General features: G+C 48.8%; 17 protein-coding genes and 2 riboswitches. Of the genes, 9 read left to right on the top strand and 8 right to left on the bottom strand.

All coding sequences use genetic code 11. The features are described from left to right. Nucleotides 1-149: 149 nt before the first annotated feature. On the bottom strand, nucleotides 150-1,793 hold the full coding sequence (locus AADH33_RS08685; protein WP_207969081.1) for a phospholipase D family protein: 1,644 nt from the start codon (nucleotides 1,791-1,793) through the stop codon (nucleotides 150-152). 529 nt (nucleotides 1,794-2,322) lie between these two features. On the opposite strand from AADH33_RS08685, the gene AADH33_RS08680 reads away from it, so the two are divergent. The 4 genes from AADH33_RS08680 to AADH33_RS08665 all read left to right on the top strand — a co-directional run bounded on the left by AADH33_RS08680 (nucleotide 2,323) and on the right by AADH33_RS08665 (nucleotide 6,307). After that, the gene (locus AADH33_RS08680; protein ID WP_348548641.1) at nucleotides 2,323-3,612 is read left to right on the top strand and encodes an O-succinylhomoserine sulfhydrylase; all 1,290 of its coding nucleotides are present in this window, start codon (nucleotides 2,323-2,325) and stop codon (nucleotides 3,610-3,612) included. 94 nt (nucleotides 3,613-3,706) lie between these two features. After that, entirely contained in the window at nucleotides 3,707-4,036 is a 330-nt protein-coding gene (locus AADH33_RS08675; RefSeq protein WP_075101100.1) for a YbaB/EbfC family nucleoid-associated protein, read from the top strand. A 182-nt stretch (nucleotides 4,037-4,218) separates the two neighbouring features. Beyond that, entirely contained in the window at nucleotides 4,219-4,812 is a 594-nt protein-coding gene (gene recR / locus AADH33_RS08670) for a recombination mediator RecR (protein WP_075101236.1), read from the top strand. A gap of 181 nt (nucleotides 4,813-4,993) precedes the next feature. Next, nucleotides 4,994-6,307, top strand: coding sequence for a ribonuclease D (locus AADH33_RS08665; protein ID WP_348548640.1), 1,314 nt, complete (start codon nucleotides 4,994-4,996; stop codon nucleotides 6,305-6,307). A 55-nt stretch (nucleotides 6,308-6,362) separates the two neighbouring features. Here the strand turns inward: AADH33_RS08665 and AADH33_RS08660 are convergent, their stop codons facing one another. The 5 genes from AADH33_RS08660 to gcvT all read right to left on the bottom strand — a co-directional run bounded on the left by AADH33_RS08660 (nucleotide 6,363) and on the right by gcvT (nucleotide 12,867). Next, the gene (locus AADH33_RS08660; protein WP_348548639.1) at nucleotides 6,363-7,037 is read right to left on the bottom strand and encodes an esterase/lipase family protein; all 675 of its coding nucleotides are present in this window, start codon (nucleotides 7,035-7,037) and stop codon (nucleotides 6,363-6,365) included. A gap of 161 nt (nucleotides 7,038-7,198) precedes the next feature. Then, nucleotides 7,199-10,096, bottom strand: a complete 2,898-nt coding sequence (gene gcvP / locus AADH33_RS08655; protein ID WP_348548638.1) for an aminomethyl-transferring glycine dehydrogenase — start codon at nucleotides 10,094-10,096, stop codon at nucleotides 7,199-7,201. Nucleotides 10,097-10,179: 83 nt separating this feature from the next. Continuing rightward, nucleotides 10,180-10,938: a nitroreductase family protein gene (locus tag AADH33_RS08650; RefSeq protein WP_348548637.1), complete on the bottom strand. Its 759-nt coding sequence runs from the start codon at nucleotides 10,936-10,938 to the stop codon at nucleotides 10,180-10,182. 296 nt (nucleotides 10,939-11,234) lie between these two features. After that, nucleotides 11,235-11,615, bottom strand: coding sequence for a glycine cleavage system protein GcvH (gcvH, locus tag AADH33_RS08645; RefSeq protein ID WP_075101105.1), 381 nt, complete (start codon nucleotides 11,613-11,615; stop codon nucleotides 11,235-11,237). 67 nt (nucleotides 11,616-11,682) lie between these two features. After that, nucleotides 11,683-12,867 (bottom strand): glycine cleavage system aminomethyltransferase GcvT, encoded by a 1,185-nt coding sequence (gene gcvT, locus AADH33_RS08640; protein WP_348548636.1) that lies wholly within the window; start codon nucleotides 12,865-12,867, stop codon nucleotides 11,683-11,685. Between the two features lie 181 nt (nucleotides 12,868-13,048). Next, nucleotides 13,049-13,206: riboswitch (glycine riboswitch) on the bottom strand. A gap of 50 nt (nucleotides 13,207-13,256) precedes the next feature. Further along, nucleotides 13,257-13,435, bottom strand: a riboswitch (glycine riboswitch). A gap of 248 nt (nucleotides 13,436-13,683) precedes the next feature. On the opposite strand from gcvT, the gene AADH33_RS08635 reads away from it, so the two are divergent. The 5 genes from AADH33_RS08635 to AADH33_RS08615 all read left to right on the top strand — a co-directional run bounded on the left by AADH33_RS08635 (nucleotide 13,684) and on the right by AADH33_RS08615 (nucleotide 18,897). After that, on the top strand, nucleotides 13,684-14,004 hold the full coding sequence (locus AADH33_RS08635; protein ID WP_075101107.1) for a YcgL domain-containing protein: 321 nt from the start codon (nucleotides 13,684-13,686) through the stop codon (nucleotides 14,002-14,004). A 243-nt stretch (nucleotides 14,005-14,247) separates the two neighbouring features. Continuing rightward, on the top strand, nucleotides 14,248-14,898 hold the full coding sequence (locus AADH33_RS08630; protein ID WP_075101108.1) for a hypothetical protein: 651 nt from the start codon (nucleotides 14,248-14,250) through the stop codon (nucleotides 14,896-14,898). A gap of 276 nt (nucleotides 14,899-15,174) precedes the next feature. After that, the gene (locus AADH33_RS08625; RefSeq protein WP_105245130.1) at nucleotides 15,175-16,029 is read left to right on the top strand and encodes an AAA family ATPase; all 855 of its coding nucleotides are present in this window, start codon (nucleotides 15,175-15,177) and stop codon (nucleotides 16,027-16,029) included. A gap of 92 nt (nucleotides 16,030-16,121) precedes the next feature. Next, nucleotides 16,122-17,345: a vWA domain-containing protein gene (locus AADH33_RS08620; protein WP_348548635.1), complete on the top strand. Its 1,224-nt coding sequence runs from the start codon at nucleotides 16,122-16,124 to the stop codon at nucleotides 17,343-17,345. Between the two features lie 343 nt (nucleotides 17,346-17,688). Next, nucleotides 17,689-18,897: a globin domain-containing protein gene (locus AADH33_RS08615; RefSeq protein WP_348548634.1), complete on the top strand. Its 1,209-nt coding sequence runs from the start codon at nucleotides 17,689-17,691 to the stop codon at nucleotides 18,895-18,897. Nucleotides 18,898-19,084: 187 nt separating this feature from the next. On the opposite strand, the gene AADH33_RS08610 is transcribed toward AADH33_RS08615, so the two are convergent. Both AADH33_RS08610 and AADH33_RS08605 read right to left on the bottom strand, forming a co-directional pair. Continuing rightward, on the bottom strand, nucleotides 19,085-19,897 hold the full coding sequence (locus AADH33_RS08610) for a phosphodiester glycosidase family protein (RefSeq protein ID WP_348548633.1): 813 nt from the start codon (nucleotides 19,895-19,897) through the stop codon (nucleotides 19,085-19,087). Nucleotides 19,898-19,954: 57 nt separating this feature from the next. Further along, nucleotides 19,955-21,757, bottom strand: coding sequence for an FMN-binding glutamate synthase family protein (locus AADH33_RS08605; RefSeq protein ID WP_100749241.1), 1,803 nt, complete (start codon nucleotides 21,755-21,757; stop codon nucleotides 19,955-19,957). Between the last annotated feature and the right edge of the window lie 192 nt (nucleotides 21,758-21,949).

The raw sequence follows: 21,949 nt of genomic DNA, 5'->3' as shown, positions 1-21,949 counted from the left end.
CTCTAGATAATCCGCATGATAAAAACTGACACCTCCCTATAAAAAAGGGAAGCGTCAAGACAGTAATATTCAGAGTGTTTCGCTTAAGCGTTTCGCTATTTTTGGCCCATTGAAATAATTATCGAGTGCATAAAAGCCCCGCCCGAGTACTACAATAACCAATCAATCGGCAACCAAGACATGATGGTCAGCCAGATATGGTCGCTCATGTCGACTCGCGGCTCTGAGTCGTACACTACCTTTTCGCCGTTTTCCATGGTGTGCCACTGCAGGCGACCGTTATCTAACAGCTTTACCTCATAAGCTTGATTGAGCAAGTCATCACTGAGCGCGCCATGCAACTGTCTTGCCAGCTCGTCGTCGTTGATGATCACGCCCATCTCAGTATTGATATTGGCAGAGCGTGGGTCGACGTTATATGAGCCGATAAACACTTGATAGTCATCAACGGCAAAGGTTTTGGCATGGAGGCTGGTTGAGGATTGACTGCGGGCTTTCCATAGCTTGTTTTCACGTTTTTCTTCACCAGCGGTGGATTTGAGCTCATAGATTTTTACGCCTGAGCGCAGCAGCGCTGGCCGCCACTGGCTGTAGCCAGAGTGCACAGCGGTGACATCCGTTGCATCAAAAGAGTTGGTCAAGATTTTGATATCGATACCAGCATTGGCCAGCTGTACTAAGGTGTTGACGCCGTCTTTGGTCGGGACAAAATAAGATGAGATGATGGTCAGTTTTTTGGTCGGGCTGCCGAGCAGGGTACGCAGTTGATGCACCAAATTGGTATCGGCAGGGACGGCCTTGCTCAGCTTACCGACATCATCACTCAAAAACTGCATGTCTGTCCAACGAAACGGCACCCGCTTGCTCACTAAGTCCTCATCTATGGTCGACTCTTCAATCGCTGCTTTATAGACGGTCAAGCTGCTATTGGCATGGTCTTTTTCATCTTGACCAATCTTGTCCAGCGCTGCCAAAAAATCAGTGGCTGCGCCATCGCCAAGGGTCGCGAGCGTTTCGATGTCAAACGACAGCGGCGACGACCAATAGCTGGCAAAACTATTATCAATATCGGCCACGACTTTGCCGATGAGCAAGACATCCAGATCAGCAAACTGGCTATTTTGATCGTTACTTAGGTATTCATTGCCGATATTACGTCCACCGATGATGGTAATCTGCTTGTCAAAGGTCATACTCTTATTGTGCATGCGCCGATTGATTCTAGGTAGGCCTGTGACGTAGTTTAGGGTTTGAAACTTACGGTGCATCAAGGGGTTGATGATGCGTACCGCGATATTTGGATGACTGGCAAAGCGCAATAAATGCTGATCAAACTCAGCATCGTTATTAAAATCATCAAGTAGCAAGCGCACGATTACCCCGCGCTCAGCCGCTTCCCACAAGTCTTTGAGCATTAGCTGGCCGGCTTGGTCATTGTGCCAGATATAATACTGGGCATCGATGTTGCGGGTGGCCATACCCGTCAAGATGCTGCGAGAGGCAAAGGCATTGGCTCCAGTGACAATCGGGTGATAGCCTGATAAGTCTGGGTGGATATCGTTTTGTTCGCTGATGGCGGCGACCAAATCTGTTTGCTTGGCATTAGATGATAGTGTTTGCTCGGAGGGTTTGCTGTTTTTTGCTTGATACAGTGCATGGATGCGTGCAGACAGCGCTTGGCTCTCGGGCAGGTGCGGCTGCTTGGGTAGGCTCTGACAGGCGCTCAGTCCCAATGTCAGTCCGAGGGTTAGGCTCAGTGAGAAGTTGGCTGGATCTATACTAAACATCGACATGACGGATTTACCTTAATGAGCCTGTATTTACGGATTAAGTCGTTTGCTGGGTGTGGTCGGACAGCGACCTTATCGTTACGCTGTCTATGACCACAAAAAATAGAGGTTTTGAAATAATAGCATTGATTAGCAAATCGATAATAGTACTGCGTCAGGTAAAATCTGAGCTTAACTCGAAATCGACGCTAAGCTTAGCAGTTGTTGCTATATCTGCCTATTATAAATACGTTATTTTTGTTAAATGGCTCAGCGTGTTGTAGCGTCTCTCCAAGGTGATAGTGGGTCTGCTACGCGCTCGTATGCCGCTGGACTGAGTATGCAAAAATACGATTTAGCTGACCTTTGAAACCAGATGTTTGGAATAAGTTGACATGCTATGATAAGGCGGATAGGTAAGTTCGACAAAGATATGCCGTCACTTTACCAATCACCCCTTATTAATTTAAGGCGTGCCCTCATCAGCCCGTGCAGATGATAATCGACTGAGTGGAGGACACGCCCCAGTACTCACCAAGGCAATGGAAGATATATGAGTCAGTCGCAAACGCAGGATGATAAAAATTTAAATACACTGGATCCAAACTGGCGCAGCGATGCGCTCGATTTAGGCCTTAATTATGGTATGCAAACCATCGCAGTACGAGCTGGGCACCACCGCACCGATGAAGGCGAGCATTCAGAGGCTATTTTTACCACCAGCTCCTATGTTTATGCGTCGGCCGCCGATGCTGCTGCGCACTTTAACGATAGCAAAACAGGTAACGTGTACTCACGTCATACCAATCCCAGCGTGCGTACGTTTGAGCGGCGTTTGGCTGCGCTTGAGAATGGCGAGCGCGCGGTAGCCACCGCTTCAGGCATGGGCGCGATTTTGACCATGTGTTTGGCCTACCTAAAAGCAGGCGACCATCTGCTGGCGGCCAATCAGCTATTTGGCTCATCGATTGGACTGTTTAATAATTACATGACAAAGTTTGGGATCGAGGTCAGCTATGTCGATTGCTTCGATAATGACGCGTGGGCAAAAGCGGTGCAGCCAAACACCAAAGTGATATATTGCGAAAGCCCAAGTAATCCACTCGCGCAAATTTGTGATATTGGCTATTTAAGCGAGCTGTGTAAAGCCAATGGTATATTACTTGTCGTTGATAATTGCTTTGCGACGCCGGCGCTGCAGCGGCCATTAGATTTGGGCGCGGATGTGGTGATTCACTCGGCGACCAAGTATCTAGACGGTCAGGGCCGAGTGTTGGGCGGCGCGCTGGTCGGTAGTGATAAGCTGATGCAAGATGCCTTTACCGTGGTGCGCTCAGGCGGTATCAGTATGAGCCCGTTCAACGCGTGGGTCTTTACCAAAGGGCTTGAGACACTAAAGCTGCGTATGCAGGCGCACTGCCAAAACGCCAATCAAGTGGCAGAGTTTTTGGCCCATCACCCCAATGTTAGCACCGTGCATTTTTCAGGCTTAAGCGATCATCCCGCTCATGCGCTTGCCACGCAGCAACATCATATGCAAGGTGGCTACGGTGCTATTATGGGGTTTGAGGTGCAGCCGCAAGCCCGCTCTGATGCAGGTATCAGGGATGCAAAAGCAGCTGCTTGGCATGTGATAGACGCCACTCAAATGCTCTCTATCACCAATAATCTGGGCGATGCCAAAACCACCATCACTCATCCTGCAACCACCACCCATTTTCGCCTGAGCGCTGAGGCGCGCGCAGAAGCGGGTGTCAAAGACAGTCTCATTCGTTTGTCGGTTGGGCTGGAGGACGTGGCAGATATCATCAAAGATTTGGCGCGCGGCTTAGACAGTTTGTAAAGATAACGGTATAATCACCGTCAACGCATAAACGTGACGTGATGAAAACCGACGCATTACGTTACGTATTTCCATAAAATACCAAGAGGCGATTATGAATATTCAAGCATTGATGCAACAAGCACAAACGATGCAAAAGAAAGTCGAAGCAAACGTTGAAAACGCCAAAAAAGAGCTGGCTAATAAAGAAGTACAAGCAGAAGCGGGCAGTGGTCTGGTCAAAGTCACCATGACTGGTCGTCACGTGGTCAAGCGTTTGACCATCGATCCTAGCTTATTAGAAGACGAGCCAGATATGATCGAAGACCTCATCGCTGCTGCGATCAATGATGCAGTACGTCAAGCCGACGAGCTATATGAGCAAACCATGGCGAGCGCGACCTCAGGCATGGGTTTACCACCAGGTATGCAAGGCTTGTTTTAAACAGCTCAAGGGCAGGCTAAGCAAAGCAAGTATCTGGCATGGTTTTAAAAAAACATGTGAAATATAAAGCCTTTAGCCGCCAAAAACAGCACGCTGAACACAAAAATGGGGTTGTTATCGACACGATACGACCCCATTTTTATAGCTACGATTTATACATGAAGTTAAAAAAGGAAGACACTTTGCTGACAGCCAAATTCGATCAGCTGGTCAAACAGCTGCGTATCTTGCCAGGCGTGGGACAAAAAAGCGCCCAACGTATGGCGCTCCATTTGCTGACCAAAAAACGCCCGCAAGGCATGGCGCTCGCGCAAGCGCTGGATGAAGCAATGCGAGATATCGTTGAGTGCCAGCGCTGCCATAGCTTCAGTGATGAGGCGATTTGTCCATTATGCCAAGATCCGAGGCGTGATGATGGGCTGTTATGCGTGGTCGAAACCGCCGCCGATGTGATGGCGATAGAGCAAACGGCAGGTTACCGTGGTCGTTATTTTGTCTTAGGTGGCCATCTGTCACCACTAGACGGCATCAGTGCTGATGATTTAAACATCGATCAGCTGGTGTGGCGGGTCAAGCAGGAGCCAGTGGCAGAGCTGATATTGGCGACGGGTACCACGGTCGAAGGCCAGACCACCGCGCACTTTATCAGTGAAGCGGTCAATCGTCATGTCAGTAAAATCACCCGTTTGGCGCAAGGCGTACCGATGGGCGGCGAGCTTGAGTACCTCGATAGTATGACCCTCGGGCAAGCCATGCAAAACCGCTCGTTTTTATAGTTTTTTGCTACTGCGAATGCAATGCAGGCTTTTTTTGTGAGACAGAACGCGGCTTGTGCCCATTTTAGGGTATGAAGTTGTTATAATTACAGGCTGGCAAGTTTTATTATTGTGCTTACTTTTCACTATCGTAAAACGCACTTGGCGTTTTATTCTCTCTTATCTATGCAGGTATCTGCCCGTGTACAACCATATCTCAACCGCTGTTACTCCATCCAATCATTCAAAGCCTGCGGCTACCGCTGACGAGCCGGCGATGCCAGTCAATACCGGCGCAGGGTCAGTAGACCTGCCGCCTGAGCCTGACATCGATGCTTTATTAGACATCGCTGAAGACGCCGATGTGACATGGGTACGTGAGCAAGAGGGTTTGGCTGAAGTGATAGAGGCATTGGCGACGTGCGGGCGCGTGGCGTTAGATACCGAGTTTATCAAGCGTGACACCTACTATCCGCGTTTGGCTTTGGTGCAGCTCAACACAGGCGATCATATCTATCTATTAGACGCCCCGCGACTACAATTGGCTGAGCTGTGGCAAGCGCTGATGAAAGTGGATGTGGCGATTTGGCATGCCTGCGGCGAAGATTTGGGTATTTTTTATCTGTTGTCTGGCTGTCCGCCTCTCACCAATATCTTTGATACGCAAATTGCGCTGTCGTATTTGACGGGTCAATTACAAATGGGTTATCAGCAAGCGCTTGATGACCAGTTAGACATGCATATCGATAAAGAACAAAGCCAGTCTGACTGGCTACAGCGTCCGCTATCAGATGAGCAAGAGCAGTATGCGATTGATGACGTACGGTTTTTGCCCGCGCTTTATCTAAGTCTTGAATACGAGCTAAAAAAGCAAGGTCTCTTTGACTATGTGTGGGCGGATTGTCAGCTGTATGCCCGTGATCTCTATGACGCGCAGCATATGGCCGACGATGAGATGTATCTAACGATGGCGGATTATCGCTATACCTCTGAGCAGATGGCGATACTACAGGCGGTGGCGACATGGCGCGAGGAGCTGGCGCGGGCGACCAATCAGCCGCGTACCTTTGTGATAAAAAAACAAGCGGTACGTGAAATCATTACCGAAAAGCCCAGCAGTATGCGCGAGCTTGCGCACAAAACCACCATGCACCGCAGCATGCTACGCCTCTATGGTGAGGAGTTGCTCAAGGTGATTAAGGAAGCCAAAAACCTGCATCCTGCTGAGCATCCTGCCTGCTTGCTACCGCCATATCGCTCTAAAAACAAAGTCCTATCAAAAGCGGTGCAGCAAGCGATCGATACGCACGCAGAAAAAATCGGTGTGCCTGCCAATGTCTTGATGCGCAAAAAATGGCTGGCGCAGCTCTATGAAATCATTGCCTTTGATAAAGACCTAACCGAGCTGCCAGAAGGCTTAAAAGACTGGCGCAATGAGTGGGTGATGCAAACCTTGATACCGGTGATTAAAGGGCATAAAACCGAGCTACAGCAGGGTATGGGTATAAAAGCTTAAGATAATCTCATCTATGAGGTTTGGTTAGGCTTAGTGTTTTTAATGTCGAGCATTTTTAGCGTTTAAACTGTCCATGTCGTAAAAAATATTGGGTCTGCTCGGCGACCGCTTTGTCGACCAGCATTCCTGTGTGCGAGACGGGAAGGACGATATGGTCAGTTGCGGCCTCTATTTTAGTTTCTTCTATATATACCGTGCCATCGTGTAGCAGATATTCTGCTGATGGCATGTTATCTGCCTGCCGAAGTTTGCGATTATGATACTGCAAAAACAGCTGACCCAAACCATAAGAGCGATTGCCTGCTATCACGCCTAAGGTAATATGCTCCGGCAACGGCGCTGTGGTACCATCTAACGCATCGACGTACGAGCGTCCTACCACCGCTGGCGTCAAGCGCCAAATATAATCTGCACAAACACTACCTAAATGCGGTGTCCCGAGCGTTATGCAACGCCCAATTTGCCATTGTGGATATTCAGCGACAAAATCACGAATAATCAAACCACCCAAACTATGACCGACCAAATCGATTGGCTCGTCAGGATAATGATGGTTTTCTAGCCAGTCATTTAATCGGGCACTATGAGTTTTGATGCCATCACGCATACTGCGATAGCCAAATTGATAAGTATCAAATCCTGCTACTTGTAAGCGTTTGGCCAATGGTCGCATAATCCAAGCGGTTTGGTGCAGACCATGGATGAGAATAACTCGGTTTTTTTGTGGCATGCTGACTTCCATTAAAAATGATATCTATTAAAAACGTACGGTTAACAACTTGATGATATGAATAGTATAGCGCTAAATATCTCAAGCCAAATAAAAACCTCCAAATCAGCTACTGACTTGGAGGTTTGTTTTTATATCAACTGTTTATAGTTGTTTGCAAACTACATATAGTTTTCGATGCTTGGGCAAGAGCACATAAGGTTTTTATCGCCATAGGCGTCATCGACACGTGCCACACTTGGCCAGAACTTATGAGCGCGGATGTACGGCAGTGGGAATGCAGCGGTATCACGGCTATATGGATGCGTCCATTCTTCACTGGTAATCATCGCGGCAGTGTGCGGCGCATTGACCAATGGATTGTCTTCTAATGTCCAACCATCTTCGCCAGCTTTGGCCTTCATAGCCTCAGCTTTGATAGATTTAAGTGCACTGATGAAGCGGTCCAGTTCCTCGACAGACTCAGACTCAGTTGGCTCAATCATCAACGTACCCGCAACTGGGAAACTCATCGTTGGTGAATGGAAGCCATAATCCATCAAACGCTTGGCGATATCGCTCTCAGTGATGCCAGTTTCTTCCTTCAATGGGCGAATATCGATGATACACTCGTGCGCAACGCGGCCGTTTTTGCCCGTATACAGAACAGGGTAGTGGTCTTGTAGCTGAGTGGCGACATAGTTGGCGTTTAAGAGCGCAAGCTCCGTGGCTTTTAGCAGACCATCGCGGCCCATCATGGTGATATACATCCAAGAGATGGGTAAGATACTCGCTGAGCCATAAGGCGCTGCCGATACCGCTGAGCAGTCTTTTTGTGCGTTGTGTACAGGGCTTAGCGTATGGTTGGCCATAAAGGGGGCTAAGTGCGCCTTCATGCCGATAGGGCCCATGCCAGGACCGCCGCCGCCATGCGGGATACAGAAAGTTTTGTGCAGGTTCATATGTAGTACGTCAGCACCGACATCAGCAGGCTGCATCATGCCGACCTGTGCGTTCATGTTGGCGCCATCCATATAGACCTGACCGCCATGCTTATGAATCAAGTCACAGATATGGCGGATGCCTTCTTCAAACACCCCGTGCGTCGATGGATAAGTAATCATCAACGCGCCTAGGCTTGCGCTATGCTCTTCACATTTCGCCGTCAAGTCCTCAATGTCTACGTTACCGTTTTCGTCAGTTTTGACGACGACGACTTTCATACCCATCATCATGGCCGTTGCAGGGTTGGTGCCGTGTGCCGACTGCGGGATCAGACACACATTACGCTCTGTTTCGCCCAATGATTCATGATAGCGGCGAATGGCAAGTAGGCCTGCGTATTCACCAGAAGCGCCTGAGTTTGGTTGCATCGATACATCGTCAAAGCCGGTGATGGCTTTTAGCTGATCTTGTAAGCTATCGATCATGGCGATATAGCCGGTGACTTGGCTGCGCGGTGCAAAGGGATGCACGTTGGCAAATTCAGGCCAAGTAATCGGTAGCATCTCACTGGTGGCGTTTAGCTTCATGGTACAGCTGCCAAGTGAAATCATACTGCGGTTCATCGCCAAATCTTTGTCTTCTAGCGACTTTAGGTAGCGCAGCATTTCGTGCTCGGTGTGGTGCGAGTTAAACACCGGATGGGTCAGGATGTCATCGGTACGCAAGTGCGCGCTATCGAGTGACACGCGAGCTTCTGCTGGCAAGTCATGCGCTTTACTGACAAACAACTGCGTTAGCGCCTTAAAGTCTTGCGCGTCGCTGGTTTCACTAAAGGCCACGCTCAGCTTGGTCGTACCTAGACGCCATAAGTTGTAGCCGATGTTTTCTGCGTTTTCAAAGATTTGGGTGGCCAGATTTTCTGAGCCGCAATCGATGACCACGGTATCAAAGAACTGCTCATGCACCACGGTTAGCTTGCTGTCAGCCGCAGATTTGATCACATCAGCAAAGGCAGTTGCAAACGCATGGATGCGAGTGGCGATACGTTTGACGCCGCCTGGACCATGATAAACCGCGTACATACCTGCAAGGTTGGCGAGCAATACTTGCGAGGTACAGATGTTTGAGTTGGCTTTTTCGCGGCGAATGTGCTGCTCACGTGTCTGCAGTGCCATACGTAGCGCGGTATTGCCTTGCGAGTCTTTTGACACACCAATGATACGGCCAGGTGCTGAGCGCTTGGCTTTGTCAGAGAAAGCAAAATAGGCGGCGTGTGGACCACCAAAGCCCATTGGAATACCAAAGCGCTGGGTGCTACCAAGTGCCACATCTGCGCCCATATCGGCTGGTGACTTTAACAACACCAAGCTCATGATGTCGCTGACGACGCTGACGTAGGTTTTGTTTTTCTTGACTGCGGCGATGACGTCGGTTAAGTCTTGTACATCGCCCTCAACACCGACGTATTGGAAAATTGCGCCAAAGTAGTCGCCTGATTTGGCGGTTTCAAAATCACCAACAACCACGTCCCAACCAAAGTACTTGGCACGAGTGTTGATGACATCTAGGGTCTGCGGATAGATGCGCTCATCCACAAAAAACTGGTTTGATTTGCTTTTGCTTACGCGCTTTGACATCGCCATCGCTTCTGCTGCGGCCGTCGCTTCATCAAGTAGTGACGCGCCAGCCATCTCCAACCCTGTTAAGTCGATACATACTTGTTGGAAGTTAAGCAATGCTTCTAGGCGACCTTGGGCGATTTCTGCTTGATAAGGCGTATAAGCGGTATACCAGCCTGGGTTTTCTAGCACGTTACGCTGAATGACTGCAGGCATGCGTACTGGCGAGTAGCCTTGACCGATGTAGCTTTTGTTTACCGTGATGTCGTCTGCCATGGTGCGTAGCTTGGCAAGTGCAGCATGCTCACTCATCGCGACTGGTAGCTCAAGCGCTTTGTGCAAGCGCACAGGCTCAGGCACGGTATCGTTGATAAAGCTTGCCATATCTTGATAACCAACGGCGCTGAGCAAGTCAGCTTGTTTGGCATCGTTTGAGCCTAAATGACGATAGACAAATTCAGCTTCGTTAAATAATCCTTGGAAGGTATCAAACGTTGGGTTTTGAGAGATAGTCATGACATTCCTTGGTTAAGGGAGTGGTAAAGGAGATGGCTAAAATAACGGATATTAATAGCTAATATTAATAACTAATGACGGGTTTAGACGTAATGAACAAATTGAGCTTGATCAAAGCGAAACTGGGTGTTGTAAATACCATTGTCAGCGCGCTTGCCTGCGCCAATCATCATGACGATATGGTGGTCGTCGCTTAAACCTAATAGTCGCTTCATAGCAGGCTCATCAAAGCCGCCCATCGGACAGCTGTCAAAGCCATGTGCACGTAAAGCTAGCATCAGATTTTGGGCGGCAAGAGCGGTATTGTTGGTGGCCCAGTTTTTGGTGTCTTCAAAGGTATAGTAAGGCGACTTAATTGGCCCTTTGAGGCGTCTTGCGACCTGAGTTGCACCCCATTTGGCTACAGAGACGATGTTGGCAGGGCCACGCAAAAAGTCTAAAGTGACGATTTTGTTGTAGTAGTCTTTTACCTTTTTTGGGACAGGTTTATCAGGGTATTCACGCAATATCTGCTGGGCGTGGTCTTGCCATACGTCAGTACGCGCCACCACTGCAATGAGACGCGCTGAGGTTTTTGCCGCGTTTTGGTTCATGCAGTTTTTTATCGCACGTTTGCGTGTGTCTGCATCATCGATGACATAAAACTCCCACGGCTGCAGATTGCTTGAGTTGGGTGCCAGCATGGCCAGACGCAGACAGTCTGCCAGTACGGCATCTGGTATCGGTGTGTCAGTGAAACGACGCACCGAACGACGAGACTCTACGACGTCACAAAACGCCTGTAGCGTCGCTGTGCGATCGAGTGTGGCAATGCTGGTTTTTTTGTCATTGTCAGGGGTCATAAGAGAGTCCATGCTGAGGATTGAGTGACCCACTTGCGCATCATCAAAGCGGGGCTGGGGCTATAATTGCGAATCGCGTCCGCATCTAACAAGTAAATCGTCGCGATAAATCAGATTATTACCAATCAGAACCTATCAGATTGTTTAGCAGTCGTGTTTTTGCCGCTGTGTTTTTCAAAGCGGCTTAAAAACGGTCTAACAGTAGGATAAACAGATACCAGCTGCCGCCAGTATCCGCCGTGTTGCTTATATAAATTTAAACAAAGACTGAGTAGAAAGATATAAATCTGAGTAGATTACAGCTCGTTTTCGTACTCTTCAGCAGTCATCAATGCTTCGTAATCGGCGATGTTGTCCGGTTTGATTTTAAAGAACCAGCCTTCACCGTACGGGTCAGAGTTGATGATTTCTGGATCATCTTCTAGTGCTTCGTTGATCGCAACCACTTCACCTGAGATAGGCGCATAGACGTCAGAGGCTGCTTTTACAGACTCGACCACAGAGATTTCGTCGTCGACGGCGAGGATGTCGCCTACGTCTGGCAATTCGACAAATACCACGTCGCCGAGTAGGTCTTGAGCATGGTCAGTGATACCAACAGTGATCGTACCGTCTTCTTCTAAACGCAGCCACTCGTGACTGGCGATGTATTTTAGTTCTGCTGGGATGTTGCTCATGGGGTCTCTCCTAAGTGAGGATGGTGAATAAAATAATGGACGTTAATGATAAAATTTATCAGCGATATCAGTCAAACTGCTGTTTGCCGTTACGGACAAAAGGGAGTTTTACGACGCGCACATCGACGAACTTGCCTTTGCCGCGCAGGTCGACCTGTACGCTATCTTCATCTGATAAACTGGCAGGCACGCGTGCAATTGCGATCGAGTTTTTTAGGCTAGGGGAGAAGGTACCGCTGGTGATGATACCGGTTTGCTCATTGTCTGTGCCTTGGTTGATGGTCACGGTCATGCCCTCACGCAAGACGCCGCGGGTGGTCAGTAGTAAGCCGACTTGTTTCATGGCGGTGTTGTCATCTTTTGCTTGTTGACGCTTACTGACTAAGGCATCACGACCGATAAAGTCGCGCTCATCTTTTAGCGCCAGCGTCCAGCCCATGTTGCACTCATACGGGCTGGTTTCTTCGTCCATGTCGTGACCGTAAAGGTTCATGCCCGCTTCCATACGCAAGGTATCACGCGCGCCAAGGCCAGCAGGTTTAACGCCATTAGCTTTTAATTGCTCAAAGAATGCTGGCGCATCATCACCATGCATGATGACCTCGACGCCATCCTCGCCTGTATAACCGGTACGAGCGACAAACCAATCTGCGCCTTCGATATCGGTCAAATCAGCGCCGACAAAAGGCTTTAGGCCTGCTAACACATCAGCCCAGCCTGGTTTTGCTTGTGTAAGTTTTTCGACCGCATTGGGGCCTTGTACGGCAATCATGGCCAGCTCTGGGCGCTCGGTGATGCTGATGTCAAAACCTGCTGCGACTTTGTGAAACTGTGCCATGTCTTTATCACGGGTGGCCGCGTTTGAGACGATGCGATATTCGGTCGCGTCTTCATTCATTAGGTAGACGATTAGGTCGTCGATGATGCCGCCTTGCTCATTGAGCATGCCTGAATACAGCGCTTTGCCGACGGTTTTTAGTTTGGCGACATCATTGGCCAGTAGCTTTTGTAGCCATGCTTTGGCATCTACGCCTTTGATATCGGCGACGACCATGTGCGAGACGTCAAACATACCGGCATCGGTACGTACCGCTTCGTGTTCTTCGATTTGTGAGCCATAATGGATGGGCAGCTCCCAACCAGAAAAATCCACCAGCTTGCCATCGCTATCGACGTGAGACTGATAAAGGGGCGTGCGTTTGGGGGCTGCGGTGTTTGTGCTTGGAGTGCTGGTATTGTGAGTATCGGTCATAACAAATCCTTATGGAACATCAGCCGCATTTGATAATCAGTCGTAACTTATCAAAGTTGTAGAGCAGATGTACATTATCATCATAGTGAGTAGCGATATTGCAGGGCGCAAGTATCGCAACCAAGGGTGGTACAAAAAATAGAGCAATCAGCCAAACAGACGCCAAACGTCGGTTTAAGCAAAAGCCCTATCTGTCCTGTCACCTGAGATTTTCAATACGGCACATCGTCGTGGTCTCTAAAGCCTTTGCTTTACTCTTGCCATCGCGATGCTGTCGCATTTTCTCCCCTTCGGTGGGTAAGGCGTCGTCCGTCCTTACCGCTCTCCAGATTTGTTATGCCTTATGTTTGTAGGCCACGCGTTAGGTGTCGCCGCAAAACAATCATGACATGTGTTTTTCAGTCCTTTTACCTGAGCGATTGGCAGGGTAGATGCGCCTTCGGTGGTCTGTGGATAATGCTCAATAGGACATTACCATGATGGGCGGATACGTATCGTTGCCGGTCTTTTATTTCAATGACCTGATAGTAGATAGGTATGCCTGCAGACTCTCTCCTGAAAAACGCTTTTATTATGAAAGGTTCACCGCCCTTTTACAAGTCATCTGCGCCATTAAAGTCGATAATTTTGGCAAAAAGTCTTTTTTGCCGCAGCGATTGTCAGTAGTAAGGCATGATGACAGCGCTATATCGGTGTTTGTCCTCTTGAGTGCGTCGTCAGTTTTTAGCCGGTTTACCATAGCAGAACGTAAAGCGACTACTGATGTTTGCCCGAAATATGCTAACCTATGGCGATAGATTCTGATAGGTTGTTTTTATGCATTGCGATATTTATAAATTTCCCAAACATGATGATATGTACATCTACATTGCGCGTCCTGATTATCCAGATGATACTGATGAGATTAAAGACTGGCTGGGGGTATTGCCCAAGGAGTTTCGTGCGGGGCTAGGGCGCAGTCAGTTTGTCATGCATCTGGATTTGGCCGCCACCCCGAAGCTGGCTCGCGTCGATAAAGAAGAGGTGCTGGCAAAGCTCCAAGCACAAGGGTACTTTGTACAATTGCCGCCGCAAGATGTCATGCGCCGCCAAGCAGAGCTACGCGCCCGCGAAGCACAAGATAGTATTTATGACTGATGGCATTCAAAGCTAATGGCACTTAAGGCTAAAGGCATGCAAGACTCAGACGCGTGTCTTTGCCTTTATCGTGTCGATTGAGGACACATCCTAGGAAGTCGTGATAAACTGATCTTCTGTTAAGTGCACATGTCTATTATATATTTTGTCATATTGAGGACACGCCCTAGTACGGCAAAACTTACCCAATACCACTAGACGCTGCTGGCGCTACTGGTGATAAACGCAGGTAATAAAACACGCATGGACTGGTTAAAAAACATATTGCATCGCTTACCGCTTGAGAGTATCAGTGATATCTTAGGAGAGATTGCTATTTGGTGGGGACAGCTGGTAAAAGATGTCCCACCCGCCGATCTGCCCATGTATGCCTATCTTGGGGGAACGGTGATCGTGCTGGTATTATGGCTGCTGGTGGCGCGCATGTTGCCGCGTCCACTCGGCGGTATGAGCTGGATGGTATTGTTTGCCGTATTGCTCGCGCCCGGTACCGCGCTCGATGATCCTAGTGAGATTGCCCCTGCTAGCATCAGTGTGGTGTATGCGGTGATGATGAAAGACTACGCAGGTGCCATTGCCAATATGTTGCCCATTATGGTGGTGCTGGTGGTGGGCTTGTTTGTTGGGTTTGTCTGGCAGCTGATACGCGGTGCTTTTGAGTCGAGCCTAGACAAAGCACGGAGCCGCACCGCAGCCGATACGCAGGCGACCATGCAGCTGACCGCAGGCAATTATCTGGCCGAAAACGCTGAGGTAACTGAGCATGCGAAGGCTCATGATCACGCACCAGTAACTGAGACTGACAAAACGCTGGATCTCAAAAAGCGCGGTGCCAAAAATGAGGGCATACTGTCTAAACAGGCCAATCCCAACGATACGATAGACAAAGGGTAAGAAGCTGGGCGTCAATAGCGGCGTGGTTTAATTTGCTCGATAACTATAAGCTCGATAACTATAAACTTAATGACTGTAAAAAAGACACCATGTGTGTCTTTTTTTATGGCTAATCATTATGCGACATATTTAGGGCGTAAGAAGCGCTGATCGGAAGGATGACGAACGCATGAGTATTTTGGCAATCCATCAGCCTATGCTACTCTAATTTGTGAGTGCTATTTTATAAAATGCTTTATTGATAACGATAACTGAGACTTTACTATGACGACCAAGATGGACAAGACCAACCATACCTTTACCGGCACGCAAAGCTATATCGCCACCGATGATTTACAACTGGCAGTCAATGCAGCGATGACACTACAAAAACCGCTGTTAATCAAAGGTGAGCCTGGCACTGGTAAAACACTGCTGGCCGAAGAAGTGGCGCAGAGTTTGGGGATGCCGCTGATTACTTGGCATATCAAGTCAACCACCAAAGCTGAGCAAGGGCTGTATGAGTATGATGCAGTCTCACGCTTGCGCGACTCGCAGCTCGGTGATGACAAGGTGTATGAGATTGGCAATTATATCAAACCCGGTAAGCTTTGGGAGGCTTTTACCAGTCAAGAGCGCAGCGTCCTATTGATTGATGAGATCGACAAAGCCGATATCGAGTTCCCCAATGACTTACTACATGAGCTTGATAAAATGTCGTTTTATGTCTATGAGACAGGCGAGACCATTACCGCCGAGCAGCGCCCAGTGGTGATTATTACCTCAAACAATGAAAAAGAGCTGCCCGATGCGTTTTTGCGCCGCTGCTTTTTTCATTACATCGATTTCCCTGATGAGCACACCATGCGTCAAATCATTGAGGTGCATTTCCCCAATATCCAAGAAAAACTGGTCAATGATGCGCTGGATATCTTTTATAAGCTGCGCGGTATTCAAGGGCTTAAAAAACCACCATCAACGTCGGAATTGGTCGATTGGTTAACGTTATTATTGGCCGATGATATGGCGCAACAAGAGCTAGAAGAAAACTTGCGCGGTGAAAAGTCGATCCCGCCGCTATACGGCGCGCTACTCAAAAACGAAGCGGATGTGAGCTTGTTGCAACGTTTTGCCAACATGATGCGCCGTTAGGCGTATGGACTGACAACGTTATCTGGTGTCATATCGCTGTCAGCATGATGGTGCCAATCAAACCTTATCAGCCAATAAGTGATGCGTATTTTATGTTTATCAAATTATTCTACACCCTGCGGACTTACGGCGTGCCAGTCAGCACGCGCGAGCTGCTCGATCTAAACGCTGCGCTCGAGCAGGGGCTGATGATGCAGCCACATCCTGAAAACCCAGCACTGTCTACCTTTGCCAGTCGCGAGGATATGTACCGACTGATTCGTCTCTGTATGGTCAAAGATGAGCGTCATTTTGATAAATTTGACCGCGCCATGGCTGATTATTTTGAAGGTATCGATAGCCTAGATATCGATGAGCTGATGAGCAAGCTGACAGATATCCCAAAAGAGTGGCTCGATCTCAAGCTAGATCCCAAAAATTTAACCGAAGCGCAGCGGCGCTTGCTCAAAAAATACGGCTCGCTTGAGGAGTTGATGAAGGCGCTTGAGGAGCGTCTAAAGGAGCAAAAAGAGCGTCATCAGGGCGGAAGCAAATGGGTCGGTACTGGCGGCACCTCACCGTTTGGCGCTTATGGTGATCATCCTGAAGGGGTGCGCGTCGGCGGTGAGTCGCGTAAACGCAGTGCGGTCAAAGTCTGGGAGCAGCGCAAATATCGTAACCTCGATGACGACAATCAGCTGGGTACGCGTCAGATTCAGATGGCGCTACGCAATCTGCGCCAGTTTGCCCGTACTGGCAGCGCCGACGAGCTCGATATCCATGAGACCATCAAGCGCACGGCCAAAAAAGGCGTACTCGATATTCATATGCAAGCTGAACGCCGCAATCGCGTTAAAGTGTTGATGCTGTTCGATGTCGGCGGTAGTATGGATGTCCATGTCGAGGCGCTAGAAAAACTGTTTTCGGCAGCAAAAAACGAATTCAAGACCTTAGAGTTTTTTTATTTTCATAACTGTCTGTATGACTACGTCTGGAAGGACAATAACCGTCGGCACAGTGCCCCGATGCCGACTTTTGAGCTTCTCAATACCTATGGCCGTGAGTATCGCGTCATCTTTGTTGGCGATGCGTCGATGTCGCCCTATGAGCTGTTTTCGGTGGGCGGTAGCGTCGAGTATATGAATAACGAAGCGGGTGTAGTGTGGCTAAAGCGTGTGCTTGAGCACTTTGATAAAGTGGCGTGGCTCAACCCAGAAAACCCCGCGTACTGGCAATATACTCAGACCATCGGTGAAATAAAAAAGCTATTTGATCATAAAATGTATCCGATGACGCTGCATGGGGTTGAAGAAATGACCGACTATATGGCGCGTTGATTTTATAGCAGGGTGTTGATGTATATGGGTTTTTAAAGATAGTGAGCGGCTTTCGATGCTGATATTTGTCTTTATAAATCATTAGCATAGCTGGAATTAGTGTTTTTTTATAAGCAGTCATTGATATCATCATGGCTGTTTTTTTTGCTTAAAAAACGGCTGAATAGCGATAGAGCATTGGTATACGTAATAAAATATGTTAACATTCATTTAAAATGAATCTTATAAAGTATGTCAGCTAACTATTTAAGTCAAGCAATCTTTAATCACTTTATAAATACTTATGAAATGACTCATTTATCAGTAGCAACCTTTTTATATAGCAATCACTAAGAGAGTTATCATGGCTTCACCAAAAACCCTAGAAATCGTCACTGCCACCGTACCTGTACTCGAAGAGCACGGCACCGCCATCACCACGGTGTTTTATAAAAACATGTTTGCTGAGCATCCTGAGCTGCTGGATATCTTTAATGAGACCAATCAAAAGCTTGGGCGTCAGCAGACGGCGCTGGCGATGACGGTGCTGGCGGCAGCAAAGCATCTGGACAAGCTGGCAACACTACTGCCGCAAGTCACCCAAATCAGCCATAAGCATCGCGCCCTGCAGATTTTACCTGAGCATTATCCTATAGTGGGCAAGCATCTCATCGGCGCGATAAAAGAAGTGCTGGGTGAGGCGGCAACAGATGAGATTATCCATGCTTGGACAGAGGCTTATGATGAGATTGCTTCGGTGTTTATCCAAATCGAGCAAGGCATGTATGAGTCTGCGCTGTGGCAAGGCTTTGCGCCGTTTACCGTAACACAAAAGACTGCGGTGGCGACGGATATTGCTGCCTTTACCGCGGTGCCCAGCAACGAGTATAAAGACGGCGATACGGCAAACCATCAAGCGATTGATTTGCACAAAATGCGCTTGAGTGCTGGACAATACATCACTGTAAAAACAGACCCCAAAGATAGCGCTCACACCGCTTTGCGTCACTATTCTCTGTACTCAGCAAATACCGAAGAGGGCATCAAGTTTGCGGTCAGACGCGACAATCGCAACGCGCATCATGGTTTGGTCTCAAACCATCTGCATGACCACATAAACGTCGGTGATACGATTTTGTTATCTGCCCCTGCTGGCGACTTTGTGCTTGAGCAACACCTGATGACCCAAAACGAGGTGCCACTGGTACTGATGAGCGCAGGCGTAGGGGTGACGCCTGTACTGGCTATGTTGGAGGCGCAGATTATGGCCAATCCAAAGCGGCCGATCGTCTGGGTATATGCCTGCCAAAACAAAGCCCATCACGCCTTTGCAGACAAGGTCGAGGCACTGCTAGCAAAAGCTGAAACGGTAGAGAGGCATGTTTTTTACTTTGAGTCAGGACAGCTATTGGACGCTGCATGGCTTGCCAACCTACCTAAGCCTGCGGACATTTATGTCTGTGGCTCAATGCCATTTATGGAGAGTATGATCGATGGGCTCATGGCGCTCGATCATGGCGTGGATAGTGTACATTATGAGCCGTTTGGCCCCAAAATGAGTTTGGGTAGCTAAGCTTGCATCGACTTTGCCCAGTGGCGGCTTGGTCAATAAAATATTAATACCCAGCGCAGTCATGGGCGTGTCACATAAAAAAGCACCTAAATATTGTTATTATTTAGGTGCTTTTTTGCGGTTGTAGTTTAGGTGTGTCCTCATTTAGATAGCTAGCGATTGAATTGAGGACACGCCCTAATAGGGTCTAGTCAGAGCTGTCGACCAGTCCAATCATCACGCCCATCTGTTTTTTATCGTGCCGATCGATACTGGGCGCGTATAGGGCCGAGGCCACGCCGCCATCTAAAAACAAGGCATTCGGGCAGCCCAAGTAGTCCTTAAACAAGGTCGCAAATTGATAAAAGGTCACAGGCTCGTCGCTATGGACAAACCGAATGCGGCCATCACGACAAACGCCAGCCCCGTTTCTGATTTTAGCGGATTGGCTTTTGGGGTTAAACTTTGGGTGTATCTGATCATGAAGCACCAGCATCGGCCCTGATTGAGTGGCATACCATGGCTGCACTTGCCCGCCGTTTAGCTGCTCGCTGAGTGCTTGAGATTCTGTGATCTGCATCTTGCCGTCACGCTCCCACCACAGTACACCATTGGGCAATAAATGAAAATTGCCACCGCCTGACTTTAGGTTTAAAGCGCGCTTTTCTACCCCTTCGATGACAGTATAGCCAATAGGGGCAAAGCGCTCATTATACATGCCAGCATTCATGGCAAAGCTGAGAGTCTGGCCGGCTGGTAGCGCCGCCAACAACTCATCAAAGCTGAGTAAAGGCTGCGTACTATCAGGCTGTTGCCAAAATAGCTGTAGCACCTGCCGCTTATCACCCAGCGCTGACGCCTCAATCGCACAGGCGCTATAAGCAAATGGCGCCTGCTGTACCTGACAGGCCCACTGCGATGAGTCGCTAGCAGCGTCGGTGGCCGCAGGGGAGCAGGCGCTGAGGCTCAGCGCGAGTAGGGCCACGCTTGCTAGCGTGGCGAGTGAGGTGGCGCTTGGCATCAGTCGGCGGCCTTTATTTGTGAGTACAGAACACCGCCGGTCAGCGGTGATACGCGACTAGTCATGATCAGGCGGTAAGTCGCGAAAGGTATTGTTGACGTTACCGATGAGCATGCCACCATCGATGATGTCCTCGGCGATAGCCGTGGTTTTTTCAGTTGGCGCATTGGTCTCTTTGCCTTTATCACGCGAGTCTTTGTTATAAGCGATAAGGGCATCGTTGTTGGCCAAGAAGCTATCAGGATTGGCCATTACCCACATCTGATTAAAGACATCGGCACGCGCACTTTGTTCTAGCAACGCGCCTTGGTCAGCAAAGTAAAAGAACTTTGAGAGAAGTTTGATTTGACCATCATCGAGGCGGCGCGCGATATGGTATGGCTGCAATTGGCTTGGGTGCTGCAGACCCACTGCGCCGACGATACTGGCTAGGGATTTGAGGGTGTTTTTATGGAAGTTTGCCACGCGCTCAGCTTTGCTCGGCACATCCAGCGCTTTTTGACGATAAGGGTCTTGCGTTGCCACGCCGACAGGGCAAGTATTGGTATGGCATGAGCGCGACTGAATACAGCCAACCGCAAACATAAAGCCGCGAGCAGAGTTACACCAGTCAGCACCAAGTGCAATCATACGGGCAATATCAAATCCTGAGACGATCTTGCCACTGACACCGAGCTTGATTTTGTCACGGATGCCTGCACCGACCAAGGTATTATGCACCAACAAAAACCCTTCGACCATGGGCATGCCGACGTTGTCCATAAACTCAACAGGTGCGGCACCTGTCCCGCCTTCTGCGCCATCGATGACAATAAAATCAGGATAGTTGTCGGTTTCGATCATGGCTTTGACAATCGCCATAAACTGCCAAGGCTGACCCACGCAGAGCTTAAAGCCAACTGGCTTGCCGCCCGATAGCTCACGCAGCTGCTGCCAAAATGCGACCAGCTCACGCGGCGTGCTAAACGCGCTATGTGATGAAGGCGATACGCAGTCTTGACCCATGGGTACTTGGCGGGTTTGGGCTATCTCTGCGGTAATTTTTTCGCTTGGCAAGACGCCGCCTTTACCCGGCTTGGCACCTTGTGAGAGTTTGATTTCGATCATTTTTACTTGGGGATCGACGGCTTTTTCGGCAAAAGACTGGGGGTCAAAGTTGCCATGGTCATCACGGCAGCCAAAATACCCCGTGCCAATCTCCCAAATCAAGTCGCCGCCAAACTTACGGTGATAAGGGCTGATGGCACCTTCTCCCGTATCATGGGTAAACCCGCCCATCTTGGCACCTTGGTTGAGAGCCATGGTGGCGTTGGCAGACAAGCTACCAAAACTCATCGCCGAGATATTAAATACTGACATATCGTGTGGCTGCAGACAGCGCTCGCCGCCCACGATGATACGGAAGTCTTTGTTTTCTAAAGGTTGGCTGACCGCTGATTGCAAAAACCACTCTTTGCCTTGCGTATATAGATTGTCCAAAGTACCAAAAGCATTGGTATCGCTGACGTTTTTGGCACGTTGATACACAAGGGCGCGCTGCTGACGCGAAAATGGTACTTGTTCTTTGTCATCTTCTAACAAATACTGACGAATCTCAGGACGGAAATCCTCTAGCACATAGCGAATGTGACCTGCCACAGGGTAGTTGCTCAAGATAGAGTGCTTGGACTGAATCAAATCATAAACGCCAAGTGCCACGCCAAAACCACCAAGAAATATGAGCCACCAGTTGACTAGTAATAGCCCCGCCAAAAAAATCAAAATGGCAGCACCAAAGGTGCTATAGCGCAGCAGCAAGCCCATCAAATAAGGTGAGCTGGTCTTGGGTTCTGGGTTCAAATTGGTACGAGATTGGGGCATAACGACACTCAACAGTAATACATAGATATTAAAAAAAGCGATAACAATTCACAGAGATGGTCGACAAAAAACCACTCTGTTATTATCATCGCTATTAGATGTAGATAAAGCGCTCAAACTGCTCGCTTATATTATGCGCCTATGATATCACTGCTGGGTGTTAATTGGGTAACAGAGTGCTAATAACTGGCA

The sequence above is a fragment of the Psychrobacter sp. KFRI-CH2-11 genome, from assembly GCF_038239325.1.
GTDB classification, from domain to species: Bacteria; Pseudomonadota; Gammaproteobacteria; order Pseudomonadales; family Moraxellaceae; genus Psychrobacter; species Psychrobacter celer.
Note: the sequence above shows the minus strand (reverse complement) of the source record. Positions and strands in the feature narration are given on the sequence as shown.

Bases quoted from the DNA above. Each gene is read 5' to 3' on its own strand.
- AADH33_RS08685 (WP_207969081.1), bottom strand. From the start codon at position 1,793: ATGTCGATGTTTAGTATAGATCCAGCCAACTTCTCACTGAGCCTAACC.
- AADH33_RS08680 (WP_348548641.1), top strand. From the start codon at position 2,323: ATGAGTCAGTCGCAAACGCAGGATGATAAAAATTTAAATACACTGGAT.
- AADH33_RS08675 (WP_075101100.1), top strand. From the start codon at position 3,707: ATGAATATTCAAGCATTGATGCAACAAGCACAAACGATGCAAAAGAAA.
- AADH33_RS08660 (WP_348548639.1), bottom strand. From the start codon at position 7,037: ATGCCACAAAAAAACCGAGTTATTCTCATCCATGGTCTGCACCAAACC.
- gcvP (WP_348548638.1), bottom strand. From the start codon at position 10,096: ATGACTATCTCTCAAAACCCAACGTTTGATACCTTCCAAGGATTATTT.
- AADH33_RS08650 (WP_348548637.1), bottom strand. From the start codon at position 10,938: ATGACCCCTGACAATGACAAAAAAACCAGCATTGCCACACTCGATCGC.
- gcvH (WP_075101105.1), bottom strand. From the start codon at position 11,615: ATGAGCAACATCCCAGCAGAACTAAAATACATCGCCAGTCACGAGTGG.
- gcvT (WP_348548636.1), bottom strand. From the start codon at position 12,867: ATGACCGATACTCACAATACCAGCACTCCAAGCACAAACACCGCAGCC.
- AADH33_RS08635 (WP_075101107.1), top strand. From the start codon at position 13,684: ATGCATTGCGATATTTATAAATTTCCCAAACATGATGATATGTACATC.
- AADH33_RS08630 (WP_075101108.1), top strand. From the start codon at position 14,248: ATGGACTGGTTAAAAAACATATTGCATCGCTTACCGCTTGAGAGTATC.
- AADH33_RS08625 (WP_105245130.1), top strand. From the start codon at position 15,175: ATGGACAAGACCAACCATACCTTTACCGGCACGCAAAGCTATATCGCC.
- AADH33_RS08620 (WP_348548635.1), top strand. From the start codon at position 16,122: ATGTTTATCAAATTATTCTACACCCTGCGGACTTACGGCGTGCCAGTC.
- AADH33_RS08615 (WP_348548634.1), top strand. From the start codon at position 17,689: ATGGCTTCACCAAAAACCCTAGAAATCGTCACTGCCACCGTACCTGTA.
- AADH33_RS08610 (WP_348548633.1), bottom strand. From the start codon at position 19,897: ATGCCAAGCGCCACCTCACTCGCCACGCTAGCAAGCGTGGCCCTACTC.
- AADH33_RS08605 (WP_100749241.1), bottom strand. From the start codon at position 21,757: ATGCCCCAATCTCGTACCAATTTGAACCCAGAACCCAAGACCAGCTCA.